14 protein-coding genes are annotated in these 15,563 nt (G+C 47.1%); 3 read left to right on the top strand and 11 right to left on the bottom strand.

The genetic code is table 11. The annotated features are described in order from the left end of the window. Positions 1–7: 7 nt before the first annotated feature. A complete protein-coding gene (locus tag D9Y29_RS09210) occupies positions 8–454 on the bottom strand; it encodes an Hsp20/alpha crystallin family protein (RefSeq protein WP_164735328.1) in 447 nt (148 codons plus the stop codon). Between the two features lie 226 nt (positions 455–680). Between D9Y29_RS09210 and D9Y29_RS09205 the strand changes: the two genes are divergently transcribed. Continuing rightward, entirely contained in the window at positions 681–1,148 is a 468-nt protein-coding gene (locus tag D9Y29_RS09205) for a ferritin-like domain-containing protein (protein WP_127127279.1), read from the top strand. Positions 1,149–1,193: 45 nt separating this feature from the next. Next, positions 1,194–1,772, top strand: coding sequence for a DUF4142 domain-containing protein (locus tag D9Y29_RS09200; RefSeq protein ID WP_127127277.1), 579 nt, complete (start codon positions 1,194–1,196; stop codon positions 1,770–1,772). An 88-nt stretch (positions 1,773–1,860) separates the two neighbouring features. Here the strand turns inward: D9Y29_RS09200 and D9Y29_RS09195 are convergent, their stop codons facing one another. From D9Y29_RS09195 to D9Y29_RS09160, 8 genes are all read right to left on the bottom strand, one after another. Next, positions 1,861–3,000 (bottom strand): TlpA disulfide reductase family protein, encoded by a 1,140-nt coding sequence (locus tag D9Y29_RS09195; RefSeq protein ID WP_127127275.1) that lies wholly within the window; start codon positions 2,998–3,000, stop codon positions 1,861–1,863. Continuing rightward, a complete protein-coding gene (locus tag D9Y29_RS09190; protein WP_127127273.1) occupies positions 2,997–4,583 on the bottom strand; it encodes a S41 family peptidase in 1,587 nt (528 codons plus the stop codon). The genes D9Y29_RS09195 and D9Y29_RS09190 overlap by 4 nt, the downstream gene beginning before the upstream one ends. Then, positions 4,584–6,053, bottom strand: a complete 1,470-nt coding sequence (locus tag D9Y29_RS09185; protein ID WP_164735327.1) for a TlpA family protein disulfide reductase — start codon at positions 6,051–6,053, stop codon at positions 4,584–4,586. 17 nt (positions 6,054–6,070) lie between these two features. Further along, positions 6,071–7,438: a RagB/SusD family nutrient uptake outer membrane protein gene (locus D9Y29_RS09180; RefSeq protein ID WP_127127269.1), complete on the bottom strand. Its 1,368-nt coding sequence runs from the start codon at positions 7,436–7,438 to the stop codon at positions 6,071–6,073. A gap of 21 nt (positions 7,439–7,459) precedes the next feature. Next, entirely contained in the window at positions 7,460–11,041 is a 3,582-nt protein-coding gene (locus D9Y29_RS09175) for a SusC/RagA family TonB-linked outer membrane protein (RefSeq protein ID WP_127127267.1), read from the bottom strand. Between the two features lie 4 nt (positions 11,042–11,045). After that, positions 11,046–12,080 carry a FecR family protein gene (locus tag D9Y29_RS09170; protein WP_127127265.1) on the bottom strand — a complete coding sequence of 345 codons (1,035 nt, stop codon included), beginning with the start codon at positions 12,078–12,080 and terminating at the stop codon, positions 11,046–11,048. Positions 12,081–12,206: 126 nt separating this feature from the next. Beyond that, positions 12,207–12,797 carry an RNA polymerase sigma factor gene (locus D9Y29_RS09165; RefSeq protein ID WP_127127263.1) on the bottom strand — a complete coding sequence of 197 codons (591 nt, stop codon included), beginning with the start codon at positions 12,795–12,797 and terminating at the stop codon, positions 12,207–12,209. 120 nt (positions 12,798–12,917) lie between these two features. Continuing rightward, complete coding sequence (locus D9Y29_RS09160) at positions 12,918–13,070, bottom strand: lmo0937 family membrane protein (protein ID WP_127127261.1); 153 nt, start codon at positions 13,068–13,070, stop codon at positions 12,918–12,920. A 139-nt stretch (positions 13,071–13,209) separates the two neighbouring features. On the opposite strand from D9Y29_RS09160, the gene D9Y29_RS09155 reads away from it, so the two are divergent. Continuing rightward, on the top strand, positions 13,210–13,497 hold the full coding sequence (locus tag D9Y29_RS09155; protein ID WP_127127259.1) for a PLDc N-terminal domain-containing protein: 288 nt from the start codon (positions 13,210–13,212) through the stop codon (positions 13,495–13,497). Here the strand turns inward: D9Y29_RS09155 and ligD (D9Y29_RS26660) are convergent. Then, positions 13,494–14,417, bottom strand: a complete 924-nt coding sequence (gene ligD / locus D9Y29_RS26660; protein WP_206513748.1) for a non-homologous end-joining DNA ligase — start codon at positions 14,415–14,417, stop codon at positions 13,494–13,496. The two genes, D9Y29_RS09155 and ligD (D9Y29_RS26660), sit on opposite strands and share 4 nt — an antisense overlap. Beyond that, complete coding sequence (ligD, locus tag D9Y29_RS26655; protein WP_206513747.1) at positions 14,414–15,427, bottom strand: non-homologous end-joining DNA ligase; 1,014 nt, start codon at positions 15,425–15,427, stop codon at positions 14,414–14,416. The genes ligD (D9Y29_RS26660) and ligD (D9Y29_RS26655) overlap by 4 nt, the downstream gene beginning before the upstream one ends. Positions 15,428–15,563: the final 136 nt, after the last annotated feature.

The raw sequence follows: 15,563 nt of genomic DNA, 5'->3' as shown, positions 1-15,563 counted from the left end.
TTTAGAGTTATTGAATAGTGATGACCTGCACCACTGTTGGCGCAACCACCCATTGACTGTTTTTATCGAGCTGAATGCAGAGAACACCATCTGCGAATTTCGCATGCGCTTCACCTGCATCATCAGGTAATAAGAAGGAACGGGTAAAACTGCCTGCAAGGAATTCCTGTCGGAAGAAACGCTGCAGTTTCTTATGGCGCACAGTATGCGTTTCAGCACAAACGGTGATCAGATCGTCTTCCCGCTTCAATTGGATATCGTGAAGCTGGTAACCCGGCAACGCCACTTCTATAAAATAAGCGGAATCGGTTTCGTAAATATTTGCAGCAGGAGCACAGGGGCTCTTCCTGTCTGCCTGGTGCTCATCTTCCAGATGGTCAAGGTCAGAGAACATACCATAGAATGTTTTCACGTATGCATGTTCAGGCGGATTGATATTGATTACATCTTTCATAGCTCGAATGAATTGAAATGTTGGCTCTGAAAGCATACATATAAGGCATGCATAAGCCCGGTTATTAGTATGTAATTCTTATGCCAGCGTAAGCCCCGGTTTATCAGCATTTCCGCCATATTATCGTGGTGGGACGTCTACAAATAAAGCATGCTGCTACGGTAACCCGGGATTGGTATCGTTTTTTAGCACCTTATTCCAAATTCATCACTTTAAAACTATCACTATGCAACATAATGAAGACATGGTAAGTGTATTGAACGATCTAATCCGGATCAACAATGATCGTATCAATGGTTACGAAAAAGCCATCAGGGAAACCAAAGATGCAAACGATGACCTGAAAAGTGTTTTTCGCAGGATGGCCGATGAAAGCCGCCAGCACAAAGCTGAACTGATTCTGGAAGTGAAGAAAGCAGGTGGCGAACCTGTAGAAGACGCCTCCACAGCCTCCGGCAAGATTTACCGCGCCTGGATGGATGTGAAAGCCACCTTCTCGGGAAAGGACAGGCATTCTGTACTGGCAGCCTGTGAATTCGGCGAAGACGCTGCTCAGAAAGCCTATCAACAGGCGCTCGAAGATGATGGCACCGCGGGTGCAGACATCAAACAGCTTGTACTGAAACAAAAGAGCGCACTCAAAGCATCCCACGACCTCATCAAAAGATACAGGGACATGCAGGCCGCCATGTAAACCAGGCCGCAACCCTATGTATGATTATAAACAAAAGCAAATCGTATGCAAACACTGATCAACAGAATCACCATCTTTTCCCTCGTTGCCGCCTCCTTCGCAGTTGGTTGTAACAATGCCAACCAACAGCCTGAAGAAAGCAAGGAAGTAGCAGAAGACAAGAACGATGCTAAATTCAAGACAGACTCTACCGAACACAATGCTCAGTTTGTAGTGGACGCCGCCAATGGTAACCTTACCGAGATCAGGCTCGCAGAACTGGCACAACAGAAGTCTACAAATAAAGACATCAAGGAGATTGCAAAAACACTGTATGATGATCACACCGCTGCATTGAACGACCTCAAAGTGCTGGCCTCCAACAAGAGTATCAGTATCCCCGCCGATGTAACGGAAGACACCAAACAGGACCTGCAAAAACTGACAGATGAAAAACCCTCCTCATTCAACAAGGATTGGACAGAAAAGCTGATGGAAAAACATCAGAAAACAATCAGCGATTATGAGACAGCACTCGGAACTGTAACCGATTCAGATATCAAAAACTGGATCAATACAGTGTTACCGAAGATCCGTTCACACCACGACAAATTGATGGCCCTGAATTCAAGGCTGAAAAAATAACCAATAAGTTTCATTTAAGGCACATTGGACTGACAAGGGCTGGTTTCCACCAGCCCTTCATCATTTGCTACAGAACATAAAAGAATGGTCACTTCAATACCTTTTTCAATTCCGCCGTCAACGCTTCTCCTCTCAAATATTTCGCAACTATCTTTCCCTCCGGATTGATCAGGAAATTCATAGGGATCGCATTCACATCATAGAGTTTTGCCGCTTCATTTTCCCAGGCTTTCAGGTCGGAGACCTGCGTCCAGGTAAGACTGTCAACAGCAATCGCATCCAGCCATTTGTCTTTATCCTCCGGCTTGTCAAGCGACACCCCTAAAATAGTAAATCCTTTATCTTTAAATTCGTTGAATGCTTTTACAACATTGGGGTTCTCCCTTCTGCAAGGCTTGCACCAACTCGCCCAGAAATCAAGCAGCACCCATTTTCCACGGAAATCAGACAATTTCACGGGCTTGCCATTCACATCATTCATCGTGAAATCAGGCGCCACTGAACCTTCCTGTGTTTTCTTCACCTTCGCTATCTTCTCCCCCACTTCTTTTCCGAAATCTGTATTGCGCACTTTTTCATCCAGCAATAAATAATCTTTCTCTGCCTGCACCGCATCGAATTCAGGAGGCAGGGTGGAATTGAAAGCCATCAGCGCCATGAAGGTTTTGGGATTCGCTTTCACATATTTCATTTTCACACTAATGATCTCTTTCATGATATCAGCGGCACGTTTATCAAGGCTTGACAGGTAAGCTTCTTCCTTCTGCCTTTCTTCCGGAGCTTCCCTGAATTCCTTGTTGAGGGCATCGTAGCGGTTGTAATAAGGACGCAGCATCTCTGTTACTTTTGTATTTTCATCATTGGCCGGAGAGCCTTTGATCACTGCATTCTTAATGGAATCCTTCGCCACCACCGTAATGTTCCTTTCTTCCAGGAAGAATGGCAGCACGTCCTGTTTGGGACGCATCACCGGGTTTTCCACTTCATCACCATGTTTAACGATGATATGTGCTTCTTTTGTTCCGCCGGCAGTACCGCGGAAGACGAATTGTCCATTTTTTATTTCTGTGGAATCGAATACACGTTCCCCATCTTTCTTGTAGGTAAGGATCGCTTTGGCAGGCGCATTCAGTTTTCCAACAGAGCCTTTGATAGTAAAAGACTGCTGTGCAGCCAGGCTTACAGGAGCACCGGCGATGGCCAGCAGCATTATTTGATGCAATTTCATGGTTTCAGGAATTTAGTGAATTGAGTAGATTGTTCCAGGATGCGCAGCGCTTCTTTGAGGCTCGCATTGCTTGTATTCATCACTTGCAGGTAGTGATCATTTCCAGTGTACAGCTGACTTGCCAGTTGTGCCTTGATGCCGAGTGAGAGGAGCGACAGTACCCTTTCCTTATCAGCTGCTGTCAACAGTAGTCCGTTTTTCTCTCCCGCTTCCCTGATCTTCTGCACCAGGCTTGCCGGTACAGTGTATTGGTTTTTGAAAGAAGCGAAATCCTTGTAAATATCCAGCAGGCTGCCACGATTGGCATCCAGGTATTCGAAGGTGAATTTACTGGTAATACCACTTACAGCAATATCCTGCAACCAGCCACTGAACTCAGCTGTATCGACGGGAACATATACATCGGGCATGATGCCTCCACCTCCGAACACCGTTCTTTTGTTCACCAGTGTTTTGTATTTCAGCGAATCAGGAAAATGGAAAACTTTTCCATCTGCAAGTTCCCCACTCTGCCAGCGTGTAAGTGCATTGTCTTCATACTTCGATCCCTTGTATGGTTTCTGGATAGATCGGCCGGAAGGCGTATAATACCTGGCCCCGGTGAGCTCCAGTACAGAGCCATCGAATACAGGTACAGGCCGCTGCATCAGCCCTTTTCCGAAACTCCTTCTGCCTACTATCACGGCGCGGTCCCAGTCCTGCAATGCACCAGTGAGTATCTCACTGGCAGATGCCGTGGACTGATCGATGAGCACAACCAGTTTACCTTCCTGGAATTGACCGAAACCGCCGGAGTAATAATAATCACGTCCTTTATCTCTTCCTTCGCTGTAAAAAACCAGTTGATCTTTTTGCAGGAACTCGTCAGCCACGCCGATGGCAGATTGCACATATCCCCCACCGTTACCCTGGAGGTCGAGTACGAGATTTTGCATTCCTTCTTTCTTCAATGTGATCAGCGCCTTGTCTATTTCCTGCCTGGTGGTTTCATTGAAGATCCGGAGATTGATATATCCCGTTTTAGCATCCAGCATATACGCAGCTTTTACGGAGTGGTCGGCCACAAAATCGCGCACCAGTTCTTTCTTCAGTACAGCGCCTGTATATTTTCTGAGGACTTCCAGCGAAAGATTAGATCCTTTCTGACCGCGGATCTTCTTCATTACAGTGTAATTTGTTTGCCCGCTTCCTGTTACAGCCTGACTATCGATACGCAGAATTCGATCTCCGGCCTGCAAGCCTGCTTTTTCTGCCGGGCCGCCTTCAATGATCTGAGTGATGTATAAACTATCATTCTCCATCATGTACTGGATGCCGATTCCGGCAAACCTTCCCTTCATGGATTCATGCATCTCTTCCGAATCCTGCTTGCTGAAATACCTGCTATGCGGGTCCAGCCTGCTCATCATTCCGGCAATGGCCGCTTCCACCAGTTGATTGTCTGTAAGAGAATCCACATAATTACCCTGGATGGCCTTCAGCGTTTGCCAGAGTCTTTCTTTAGGGTTCACCTGTGCCTGCATTGCGCAGGGCAGCATGGCCACAGCCAGCATCAGGGACCAGCATCTTCTCAGTCCCATCATTTAATTCTCCTTTTTAAGTATTTCAATGGCCATACTCAGTTCTTCAGCGAGCTTGCTGGGACTTCCGGAATAGCCTTCGGAAGTATAGCGCATCACGCCATCTTTCAGTATCACTTTCCTGGGAATGGCAGAGGATTTGAAAAATGGAACGAAGGTTTTGAATACGGCATCCTGTTCTCCATTTTTTTGGTTTTTGTTATCATGCAGTAAATGGAAACGATAGCCTTCCCGTTTCACGAAGCCTACGGATTTTTCTTTGTAATCCCCTGTTTGCATGGTTCCCATGAGGAAGATCTTTACCTTATCATCCTTGCTGTACTGATCAACCAGCAATTGCATACCAGGGAATGCCTGGATGCAGGGTTTGCACCAGGTGGCCCAGAAATCGATCACCACTATCCTGTTGTTCCAATCGCTGCTCCTGATGGTTTTTCCATCAGCATCTTCCACGGCAAAAGGCATGAACTCTTCATTGGTCATATGCTCTTTTACATAGGCCAGCAGCGCTCCCTGTTCATCTTTGGAACGGAGGGAAGATGTGTAAGCTTCATATCCTTCTGCGCTATTGTTCTTTTTTACATATTGTTTCTTCAGTTCTTCCAGCATCAGTGGCGTCATGGCATTGGCAGCCATGCATTTTTCCAGGAAAGGCTGAATGGCCTGCTCATCCTTTGTTTGCAGCAAGGCATCCAGGTACATGCTATTGCGTTCTGCATCAGCATATTTCCCTTTTTCAGAGAGAAAACTGAAATATCGTTTTACATCATTATACTTTTTCATATCGCGCAGCAGGCTGATATAGGTACCCAGTTCATTATCCATCTGCTGGTTGGCATTGTGCTGCGCAGTTTCCGGTGTGAACACGCCTGACTCCACGTAAGAACCATCTTTTACTTTCGCAAGCAATTCCTTTATGAGCGGTGTGGCCACTTCATACAATGTATCCTGACCGATCAATTTGAAAACATAGGCGCGCATTACATTCCAACGGAACACTTCATTTTCAGTTTTGAAAGTAAGCGGCTTCAGCATGGCAAATAGCTTATCAAACTGCCTGGTCTCAAAATATGCGGTGCCCAACCCACGATGAACAGTGTAATAAATAAATGATTGTCCATTGGGGCTCTTACTCCAATGTTCATAGGGGAATTCTGCCAGAAATTTTTCATACTGAGCGATCATTTCCTGGTTGTTTTTTGCAGGCATGGCTTTCTGAAAAGCCGTAAGGCGTGCAAATTTTCCCTGCGGATCTTTGGCTATGAGCAGTGAAGCGAGTTCATCTGCTTTCTGTTTGTTTTTCAGTTTGAACTGGTAATAATTGTGAATGCCTTCCAGTTGTTGAATGGTAAGGTCTTTGCTTTTTACCAGGTCTTTGGGATCAGCTTTATCGTATTGCCCGAAATCCTGGGCAAAAACAGTTACTGTGCCGGCCAGCAACAGGCTGGCCAGCAGGGTGATTTTTCTTTTCATAACTATCATTTCATTTTTTATCGATCATTCTGCGTCAACTCAGGATTCAGATCGATGTTTTTGGGAGGAATCGGGTATACATATCTGTTACCAGGCACCAGGGTATAGGTATTGCCTTTGAAAGTGCGTGTTTCAAACTCTGCCAGTGCGGGATCGAGGCTCAGCCTGCGCTGATCAAACCAGCGAAGGCCTGTACCAAAGAGTTCCCTTCTTCTTTCATCCAGAACAATATGCAGGGCTTCCGTTGCATCGGCTGCAACCAGGTCTGCATAATCGGCCGGACGGAATCTTTTCTTCCTGAGTTCATTCACCAGGTTCATGGCAGCAGCAGTTTGCCCTGTTCTTGCCAATCCTTCGGCCTGGGTGAGCATCACTTCCGGAACTGTGATACCGGTAGTAACATTATCTCCTGAAAAGAGATTGGCGAGCCATGAACCCCGACCGGTGAAAGCAGGCTGGAAGCTGCTTCCGGGGCGGGTATACAATTCATATCGAAGATCATTGGTCTGGAACTTGTTCACCAGTTCATCACTCAGGCTCAAATTGAGGAAACCCGGCATGGTAGCCTGTTTACCAAGGATCACCTGCACATTCTCCAGTCTTCTCGGAAAAGCAGTGGCGCCTCCGGCATAATTGTTCAGGTCCAGTAAACTGTTCTGGAACTGCAGTGCCAGTCCTGCATTCTCTGCCGCTTCACTGTAACGGCCCATGAACAGGTAGGTTCTCGCGAGCGTAGCATAACCGGCGGCTTTAGCCGGATGTACATTATTGGCAGGCAGATTGGGTAAAGCGGGGATAGCTTCTTTCAGGTCTTTGATGATCTGGTTATACACGGCCTGCACGGATACACGCCTGAGTGAAGTGAACAGGTCCGGCGACAACAACAGTGGCAACCCCGGATCGGAAGCCGCAGTAGCCGCGGAATATGGCCGGGCATAGAGATTCACCAGAGTGAGGTAAAGGTAAGCCCGTTGAACTTTCGCTTCGGCCAGTGTGGTTGTCTTCTGTACTTCTGTACCTTCTTCGCTGCCCATCACACCATCTATCACCAGGTTGGTATTATAGATCGAATTATAATGCTGATCCCAGGTAACATCACTCTGGTCAACATTGTAATAGGAAGCGCCCCAGACGTACACACTGTCTACCCCGCTGCTCAGCAGGTTCTGCTGGTTGGGATTGGCATCGAGGTTGATATCGTCCGAGGAGATCATCGGGTTATTGGCAGTCCGATCGAAAATACTCCTGTTGCTCATGATCCGCTGATAATCGGAAGTATACTTGAACTCCCGTTGGTTGGGCTGCTCCACTTCCACAAACTTGCGGCAGGATACAAGGCCCGCGATCAATATCATTGTTGCTATATAGCTGTGCTTGATTCTCATTTTGGTGATGATTTTCTTTGGTTAGAAAGAAACGTTCAGTCCCATGTAAAAGCTGGGCGACGGTGGCAGGTTATTGTAATTGGTCCCGGATATATAACTGGGATCCACACCCGCTTTATTCTTTTTCCAGATCAGTCCCAGGTTCCTCACGGAGAAGTTCAGGTTGGCGCTTTTGAAAGCGATCCGCTGCATCAGTTTGGCTGGCACCTGGTAACCCAGTGAGACCTGCTGTAACCTGATATGACTGGCGCTTTCCACAAGGAGGTCAGACATTTTATATCGGTTGCTGCTGTTTGTACTCACATTGGCAAGACCTGGAACACTGGTGAATGCTTCATCACCGGGCTGACGCCAGCGAAGGGCCAGGTCTTTCTGGCTGCCGATCAGGCCATAATAATTATTGGTTGTATAATCAGGATAGTTCTGGATGGAAAGACGACGGAACACATGCCCCATTTCATAGGTAATGCGCACACCCAGGGAGAAGGATTTGTAATTGAAGTCATTGAACCAGGCGCCAAAGAAAGGTGGCGTACTGCGTCCCATCTTTACGATGTCTTCTGTTTTCAGCACATTGTTGAACTGATCTGCAGTGATGATCTTGCCACCTGCATCATAGATCTGTGAGCGTCCTTTGTTATCGAGACCAGCCCAGCGGTAAGCATACACTGCATCGAGGGGTTCACCTTCCACGAAGCTGCTTCCACCTACCAGTACGGTGGCTGTCGGTTTTTCAAATCGGCTGTCTGTTATTTCATTGGTATTGTAGGAAATATTGAACGTTGAAGCCCATCTGAAATCACGGGCCCTGATCGCTTCAGCACGCAGTCCGAGCTCATATCCATGTCCCTTCATGGTGGCTGCATTGAACTGGAGGGTGGTCCATCCCCATGTACTGTTGATGGGGAAGTTCCAGAGCATATCCTCTGTATTCTTCCTGTAGGCATCAGCACTGATGGTGAGCCTGTTGTTGAAGACACCGAAATCCAGTCCCATATTCCATGATTTTGTCAGCTCCCAGCTTACTGAATTGTTTGCAGGCTGCTGTACATTCCCGATCGGTTCATTGGTAATGGGGTCTGTACCCAAACTTATGATAGCTCTATTGGTAGCGCTGGTGGCAACAGTGCCGGTACTACCGTATGTGAGGCGGAGATTCAGGTTAGTGAGCCAGGTTACACTTTTCATAAATTCCTCAGAGCTCACATTCCATTTAAAGCCAGTACTCCACAGTGGTTTGGCGCGTTTATCGCGGGATATACCGAGTAAATTGAAATCATCAAAGCGAAGACTGGCAGAAAGCGTATAACGGTTATCGTAAGCAGAGAATGCTGCATTACCGAAATAAGACAGGGCCCTGGCAATACCTTTCGTGATGGCGCCATCACTGTACCCCAGCGTACTGCTCCACCCCATCACGGTTTGATAAGGCAGATTAGGGTTCCAGGCGGCGGAAGAATAAACATCTTTATCAAAACCATAACGAGTCTGGGAAAAGCGTTCGCTTGTTAGTTCCCTGATCTCGGTACCGCCGATGGCATTCAGAGAAAAATCCTTCCAGGATTTATTGATGTTCAGCTGACCACGAAGCGAGTAGCTCATTTCATTTGCGTTGCTGTTGATCATTTTTCCTCCGTAAGGAATACCGTATACCAGTTTCCCATTAGAGCCAACAGTAGTGGCTGTATTCAGCATCACGCGGGTATCATAACTCTGGAGATCGCCCATGATGATGGTTTGGGCACTGCTGCGCTGCAGCGATCCCGCCAGTTGCAGATTGGCCCAGCCGGTAAGTTTGGTATTGATATCCGCTATGAAACGAAAGCGGTTATCCTTTGTAGTGGTATTGTTGTAATTCAGTTCCTGTACAGGGTTGTAGGTCCAGGGAAGATAGCCCTTAGCCAGGAAATCTTCGGCCACTTCATCGCGGAACTGGATGGAGCGTGCGATAGCATTACCACTCGCGTCTTGCAGCATCTCATACGGACGTAGTGCCAGGTTACCATTACCGATAGCATTGAGCGTAGCCATATTCGACTGCGTGTTCACAAAATTGTAGTTGATACCTGTATTGATAGTTACGCGCTTGTTGAACAGTTCATTGCTGAGGTTGGCATTCACAAAATAGCTTTCACCTTTATTACTGCGATACACAGGCATATCGCGGGTATAGTTGGTAGAGAGGAAATAAGTGCTGTTCTGGCCGCCTCCAGAGAAACTGAGATTGTATTGTTGTGAAACGGCGCGTTGCATCAGGAGGTCGCGGATCTGGCTGCGATTGTCGAGGCCGCCGAGTACGGCAAGCGCTGAGTCTCTTTGCTTTTCTGTTGCAGTACCGCGGTCCACTTTGAACATCCATTCAAGTGCTTCGCTCACAGGGCGGTTTTGGTTGAAGGTCATCCAGCTATTGTCCCAATTGATGGGATCGGTGAAATAACCGAGGTCTTTCATTTCCTTTTCCAGTTCGATATACTGCGCGCTGTTCATCCTGTTGAGCCTGCCCATATCGGAAGGATTGGAAATGCTGAGGTTGGTACTGAAGTTCACCTGAGAGGAATTCTTTTTCCCTTTTTTTGTATTGATCACGATCACGCCGTTGGCAGCGTTGGCGCCCCAGATGGATGCGGCGGCGGCATCTTTCAGCACGGTGATAGATTCGATGTCTTCTGGATTATATCTGCTGAGTACAGTACCTATGCTCGCTACAGAGGTTTCGCGTTCGGCAAGGTCCTGGTCAAGTGCAGGGAAACCATCAATCACGATCAGGGGTTTGCTGCCGGTGCTTCCACTGATCAGTGTATTCCTGCCGCGGACCTGGATGGTATTGTTACGTACATCAAATCGAACGCCGGGGGTGGTTCCTTCCAGTCTTTCCATCAGGTTCACTGCCGGAACGGACCTGATCTCACGGGCGCTGATCTGGCTGAATGATCCGGTGGCGCGCTCTTTGGGAATGGATTGATAACCGGTGCTGACCACTTTCACCTCTTCCAGCATTTTTGTTTCGGGTTCCAGTTGTACGGACACGGAGGTCTTACCATTCAGTTCCACTTTTTGCGGCACCATTCCAACAAAGCTGAAGAGCAGTGCATTGGTCTTTTCCTTCAGGCGTAATGTATAACGTCCGTCGCTGCTGGTAGTAACGCCCCAGCGAACGGCAAAGCCTTCGGGCAATACGGTAACACCAGTAAGCGGACTGCCGGTTTCATCGGTCACAACACCTGTAAGCACCTGCACAAAATCATCGGAAACATCTTCACGTGTTTCACCGGGACGTGTGGGTTTATTATCGTTTTCTTTTTCTTTGGCAGACCTTGTATCTTTGATGATAGTGTAATAATTCGACTGTATATAAAGGAAAAGAAAGCCTTTGTTGTACAACAATCCCTTCAATACATTTTCCACTGGTTCTTTTTTTGTCAATCCACCTTTCCATTGCACCATTACATTGTCGAGCAGATTCTCTTCATACGCGAATTTGGTCCCATAAACGGTCTTCACTTCGTCCAGCGCTTTTTTCAGCGGCACCTGTTGTTGCGCCAGCAGTTGCAGGGGAAGCGCAGCACAGACGAAACTCAGTACCAGCAACAAATTTCTGTTCATCGGTTTAGTTTTGGCTGATAGTTAATTTTTTACCATTTTGTTGAATTTTGATATCAAATACCTGGCGCAGTACAAGCAGTATGTCTTCTGCGCTTTGTGCAGGAATGGTTCCGGTCAGTCGTTTTGATGCCAGTTCCGGTGACCTGAGTACGATATCATAGCCATGAGTATCATGAAGCACGGTCAGTATCTCGCTGATGGTGTAGCCATCCAGGTCCATCTCATCCTGTGTCCAGGCGCTGTTCCCTGAGGCTTTCTTAACAGAACCGGTCAGCATGTTCTGCGTGCTGTCATACACAAATGCATCGCCGGGATTCATGATCTTCACAAATCCGTCCGTTCCTTCTTTTTTGATCCGCAGGCTGCCTTCCAACAGTGATATCTCTGTCAGTTGCCGGCGGTTCTTCACGTTGAAGCGGGTACCCAGAACGGTTAGTTCGAGACCGCCCACATGGACGTGGAAGGAGTCTGATTCCTGCAGACGGTTCATTACCGCCACATGTTTCACTTCAAAGAACGCTTCACCACTAAGCCAGATCTCGCGCGGTTTATCCGATCTCCAGGTTCTCGAGTACCGGATATTGGAATTACCGTTGAGCGTGATCACAGATTCATCAGGCAGCAGGATCTGTTCCTTTTTTCCATAATCCGTAGTTCGTTCCTTAATGCCCAGTTGCGTGATCTCCATCATGGCCAGCACCAGCACTGCTGCTGCGGCCAGGGCTCCTGTCCAGCGCAGTGTTCTCCGCAATGGCCGGTAGAACCTGCGTTCTTTTCTTTCATACAGATGGATATCTGTTTCTATTTTCGACCATAATGCTGCGGGTTTGGATGAAGGCCGATAAGGTTGCTGCTGATGGATAAGGAGTATCCAAACACGGGCTTCTTCCATTGCTTTTACTTGCTGAGGATATCGATCGGCCTGATTTTTCCAGTACGCTGCTGCAGCTTCGTCCTGTTTCAATACATGGCTGATAAAATGCTCATCATTGAAGAAATCCGTTGTTGAATATTGGCTATAGTCGGGTTGTTGGTCCATGGCAATCTTTTATACACACATAATTTTCAGGTTTTATCCCTATGCGCGGAAAAAAAGGTTAAAAAAAAATATTGAGAGTTTAAAAAAGGCTACAGTACAGCCGGATGCGGCCTTTCAAGCCCCGCATCAGATCTTTTTCAGGTTCAGGAGAATAGTCAGGAGGAAGAGGTCTGTACGGGATAAATGGTTTCTGAGCGTATCGATGGCTTTGTACACCAGTTTGTAGGTACTGGATACAGATAACTGCATAATTACGGCAATTTCATCATATTCCATTTCTTCATAATAACGAAGATGGATGATTTCCCGTTGCCGGGGACTCATTTTTTCCATGGCGCGGGCCAGGTCCGCCCTGATGGCATCCAGTCTTTCCCGGCTCACAATGGCCTGGTCAGACTCCAGCCTGGCGCCCCATTCCGTGTCTTCGATCTGCGCGGAGAATTCATACTTTCGATGCTTTGTTTCCAGCATCCTCAGCAATACACGGCGGAAGGATTTGTAGAGATAGTTCTTAACGGAACCGGTTTCGCGAATGCCGCTGCGGTTCTTCCAGAGTTTCACAAAAAGATTCTGGAGCGCATCCTGGATCACATGATCATCTGCGGTGAATTTATGTCCGTAATTGAAGAGTGGATTGTGATAGGTCTCAAAGATAATTTTGAAGGCGGCTTCATCCCCGAAACGAAAATCGTCCCATATGAGTTTGTTGTCCTTCATTCGATTGTGCAGTTGCCGGTTTAACTACGAAAGTGATGAAAATGTTGCAACTAAACAAAAAAGCGGACATTGCTGCCCGCTCTAATTAATTGATCATCCCCAAGAACCTTTGCTGTTCATCTATACATCACCCCGGCGGATAATACCCACCAACAGCGAAATAATTGCCAGTACGATCAGTATATGGATCAATCCTTTTGCACTGTACACGAATACGCCCAGGAGCCACCCGATGATCAGGATCACTGCCAGAATATACAATATGCTTCTCATAGACTTCTTTTTTCCGATACAGTAAAAATTTATTGCCCTGGCAACGAGCTGTCTGTTTGTAGACAGGGCTCCACAGCTTGTGCAGGAAGCCTCCACGGGTGGCATAACATTGGTAGATATCAAAGGAAAACTGAACCATATGAGTACGTTGAACAAGACCGGATTAATTATCGGCATTTCTGGAACAGCCATCATCCTGCTTGGGTTGATGTTAATGAAACAATACGATTTCGGCATTTACATTTTGTACGCAGGACTGATTGTAGTAGGTATAGTTTGGGTATGGAGCATCTGGGACGTGATAATTACAGAAGATCTTCGTTTCTATCAGAAAATGTTCTGGCTGATCATCACCATTTCTGTGCCGGTGATGGGAGGATTATTGTACTATATCATGCACCAGAAAAGGAACAGGATCGTTACCTAATGACCGAGATTTTTAAGGCAGGTCCTCAGATTGTTGCCTTCTTTCAACACCATAAAGAACAGATCACCGAGTTTTTTTACCCTTTTCTGAATATTGTGGATCGTGAATTGCGAAGGATGAAGGCCGGCCTTCACTTCTTTCCATAACAATGGAGTGGATACCGTTGCTCCATCGCGCGGACGCAGGCTGTAAGCCGACGCAAGGGTCTGCCCTTTCGAGTTTTGCAAGAAATCGATATAGATCTTATTCCCTCTTTTTTTAAGCGATCGTTCGATGCTGGTCATACCGGGCAGCATCTCATTCACCATTGTAGCAACGATCCTTCCAAATTCGCGCACAATCTCATAATCGTATTTATTGCCCAGTGGCATATATACATGAATACCGGTTGCCCCGGAAGTTTTGGGATAAGCGATGGCGCCTGCATTGGTCATCACTTCCTGAACAGCCTGTGCAACGGTGATCACCTGGTCGAAAGTATTTTTAGGTGATGGATCGATATCGATGATCATGTAGGTTGGTTTTTCGGCGCTGCGTGTAGTGGAATTCCAGGGATTCATTTCAATGCAACCGAGATTGGCGAGATAGATCAGCGTTGCCTTGTTATTGCACACGATATAATCCACTGTTTTGTTGGACGATGGAGAGAATTCCGGGTACACTTTTACATATTTTGGCGCGTTCTCTCCGGCGTCCTTATGATAGAATCCTTTATCGGTGATCCCATTGGGATTTCGTTTGAGCGACAGCGGCCTGTCTTTCAGATAAGGCAGTATCACCGGCGCCATCATATCGTAGTAAGCGATCACATCTCCCTTGGTGATCTTGTCTTTCGGGAAATAGATCTTGTTCACGTTGGTGATGGTCAGCTGGTGACGGTCTACCTGTACGATAGCTGAAGTTTTTTCTGCTGCTTTCATCGGTCATTGTTTTTGATTACTGCTGAGGCGGCTTTGTCTTCCCGCAATCCAAGGAATACCGGATGACGGAGAATGCCTTCCTTGGTCTGTTCCGTGAACTTCACTTCACAAACAAGCTCCGGCCTGATCCAGGAGACGGGTGCATTCACTTTTATTTTTTCTGAAAAAGGCGACTGGGCTGTCATCAGTGGTTGCATGAGGTCCCATAGTTCTTTCAGCTTTTCATGTGTAAAGCCCGTTCCTGTATGCCCGATATACTGCAGCCTGCGGCCTTTGAATTCACCGAGGATCAATGCACCGAAATATTTCCGGCTTCGCCTTGGCGCAGTGAATCCGGCAATCACAGCTTCCTGGTTATTGTGGTGTTTTATTTTCAACCACTCACGGGTACGGGCACCCGAATAGTATTCGCTGTCAGATTTTTTGGCCATCATACCTTCGAAGTCGAGCTTCTTTATATGCTGGAAGAATTTCTTTCCGCTGCCCGCAACATGATCGGAATACCGGATCACATCACCTTTATAGGAACTCAATAATTTTTTCAGCAATTCCTTGCGGTCCAGCAGGGGCAAATGGCGTATATCCTTACCATTGAGGAAGAGCAGATCGAAGACATAATAGTGAATGGGATAACGGGGATCCTGTTCATATTCCTGGAGCATCTGGAAACGCGGCCTTCCTTCTTCATTCAGCACTACGATCTCTCCATCCAGTACGCAATCATGTTTGATCTTTGTGATGGCTTCAGCAACCGGAGGATATTTTTGAACGAAGGAAAGACCGTTGCGGGAATATAATTTCAGTTTTTTCTTTTTCCATTCTGCTATGGCGCGATAGCCATCCCATTTCATTTCGAAGATCCACTCATCATTGTCGAACGGGTGGTCTTCAAGACTGGCCAGCATTGGCTCGATATATTCTTCGTATTTACGGCCATTACTGCCAAAGACACGCGAAGGAGGCCGCTTTTGAGTGGCTGCACTTTTTTTACCTGGCTTTTTTTGTGCCATACGCTTTTACTTTTGGTGTGCCCAGTCGCTCGCCTCCGGCGAGTGACTTCTATTCCGTCGCCTCCGGCGACGCAGTGTTCGCCGGAGGCGAACAAATACAGGTCACTCGCCGGAGGCGAGCGACTGGCGGCACCCA

It is taken from the genome of Pseudoflavitalea rhizosphaerae, from assembly GCF_003991355.1.
Classification (GTDB): domain Bacteria; phylum Bacteroidota; class Bacteroidia; order Chitinophagales; family Chitinophagaceae; genus Pseudobacter; species Pseudobacter rhizosphaerae.
This window is presented reverse-complemented; position numbering and strand designations above follow the sequence as displayed.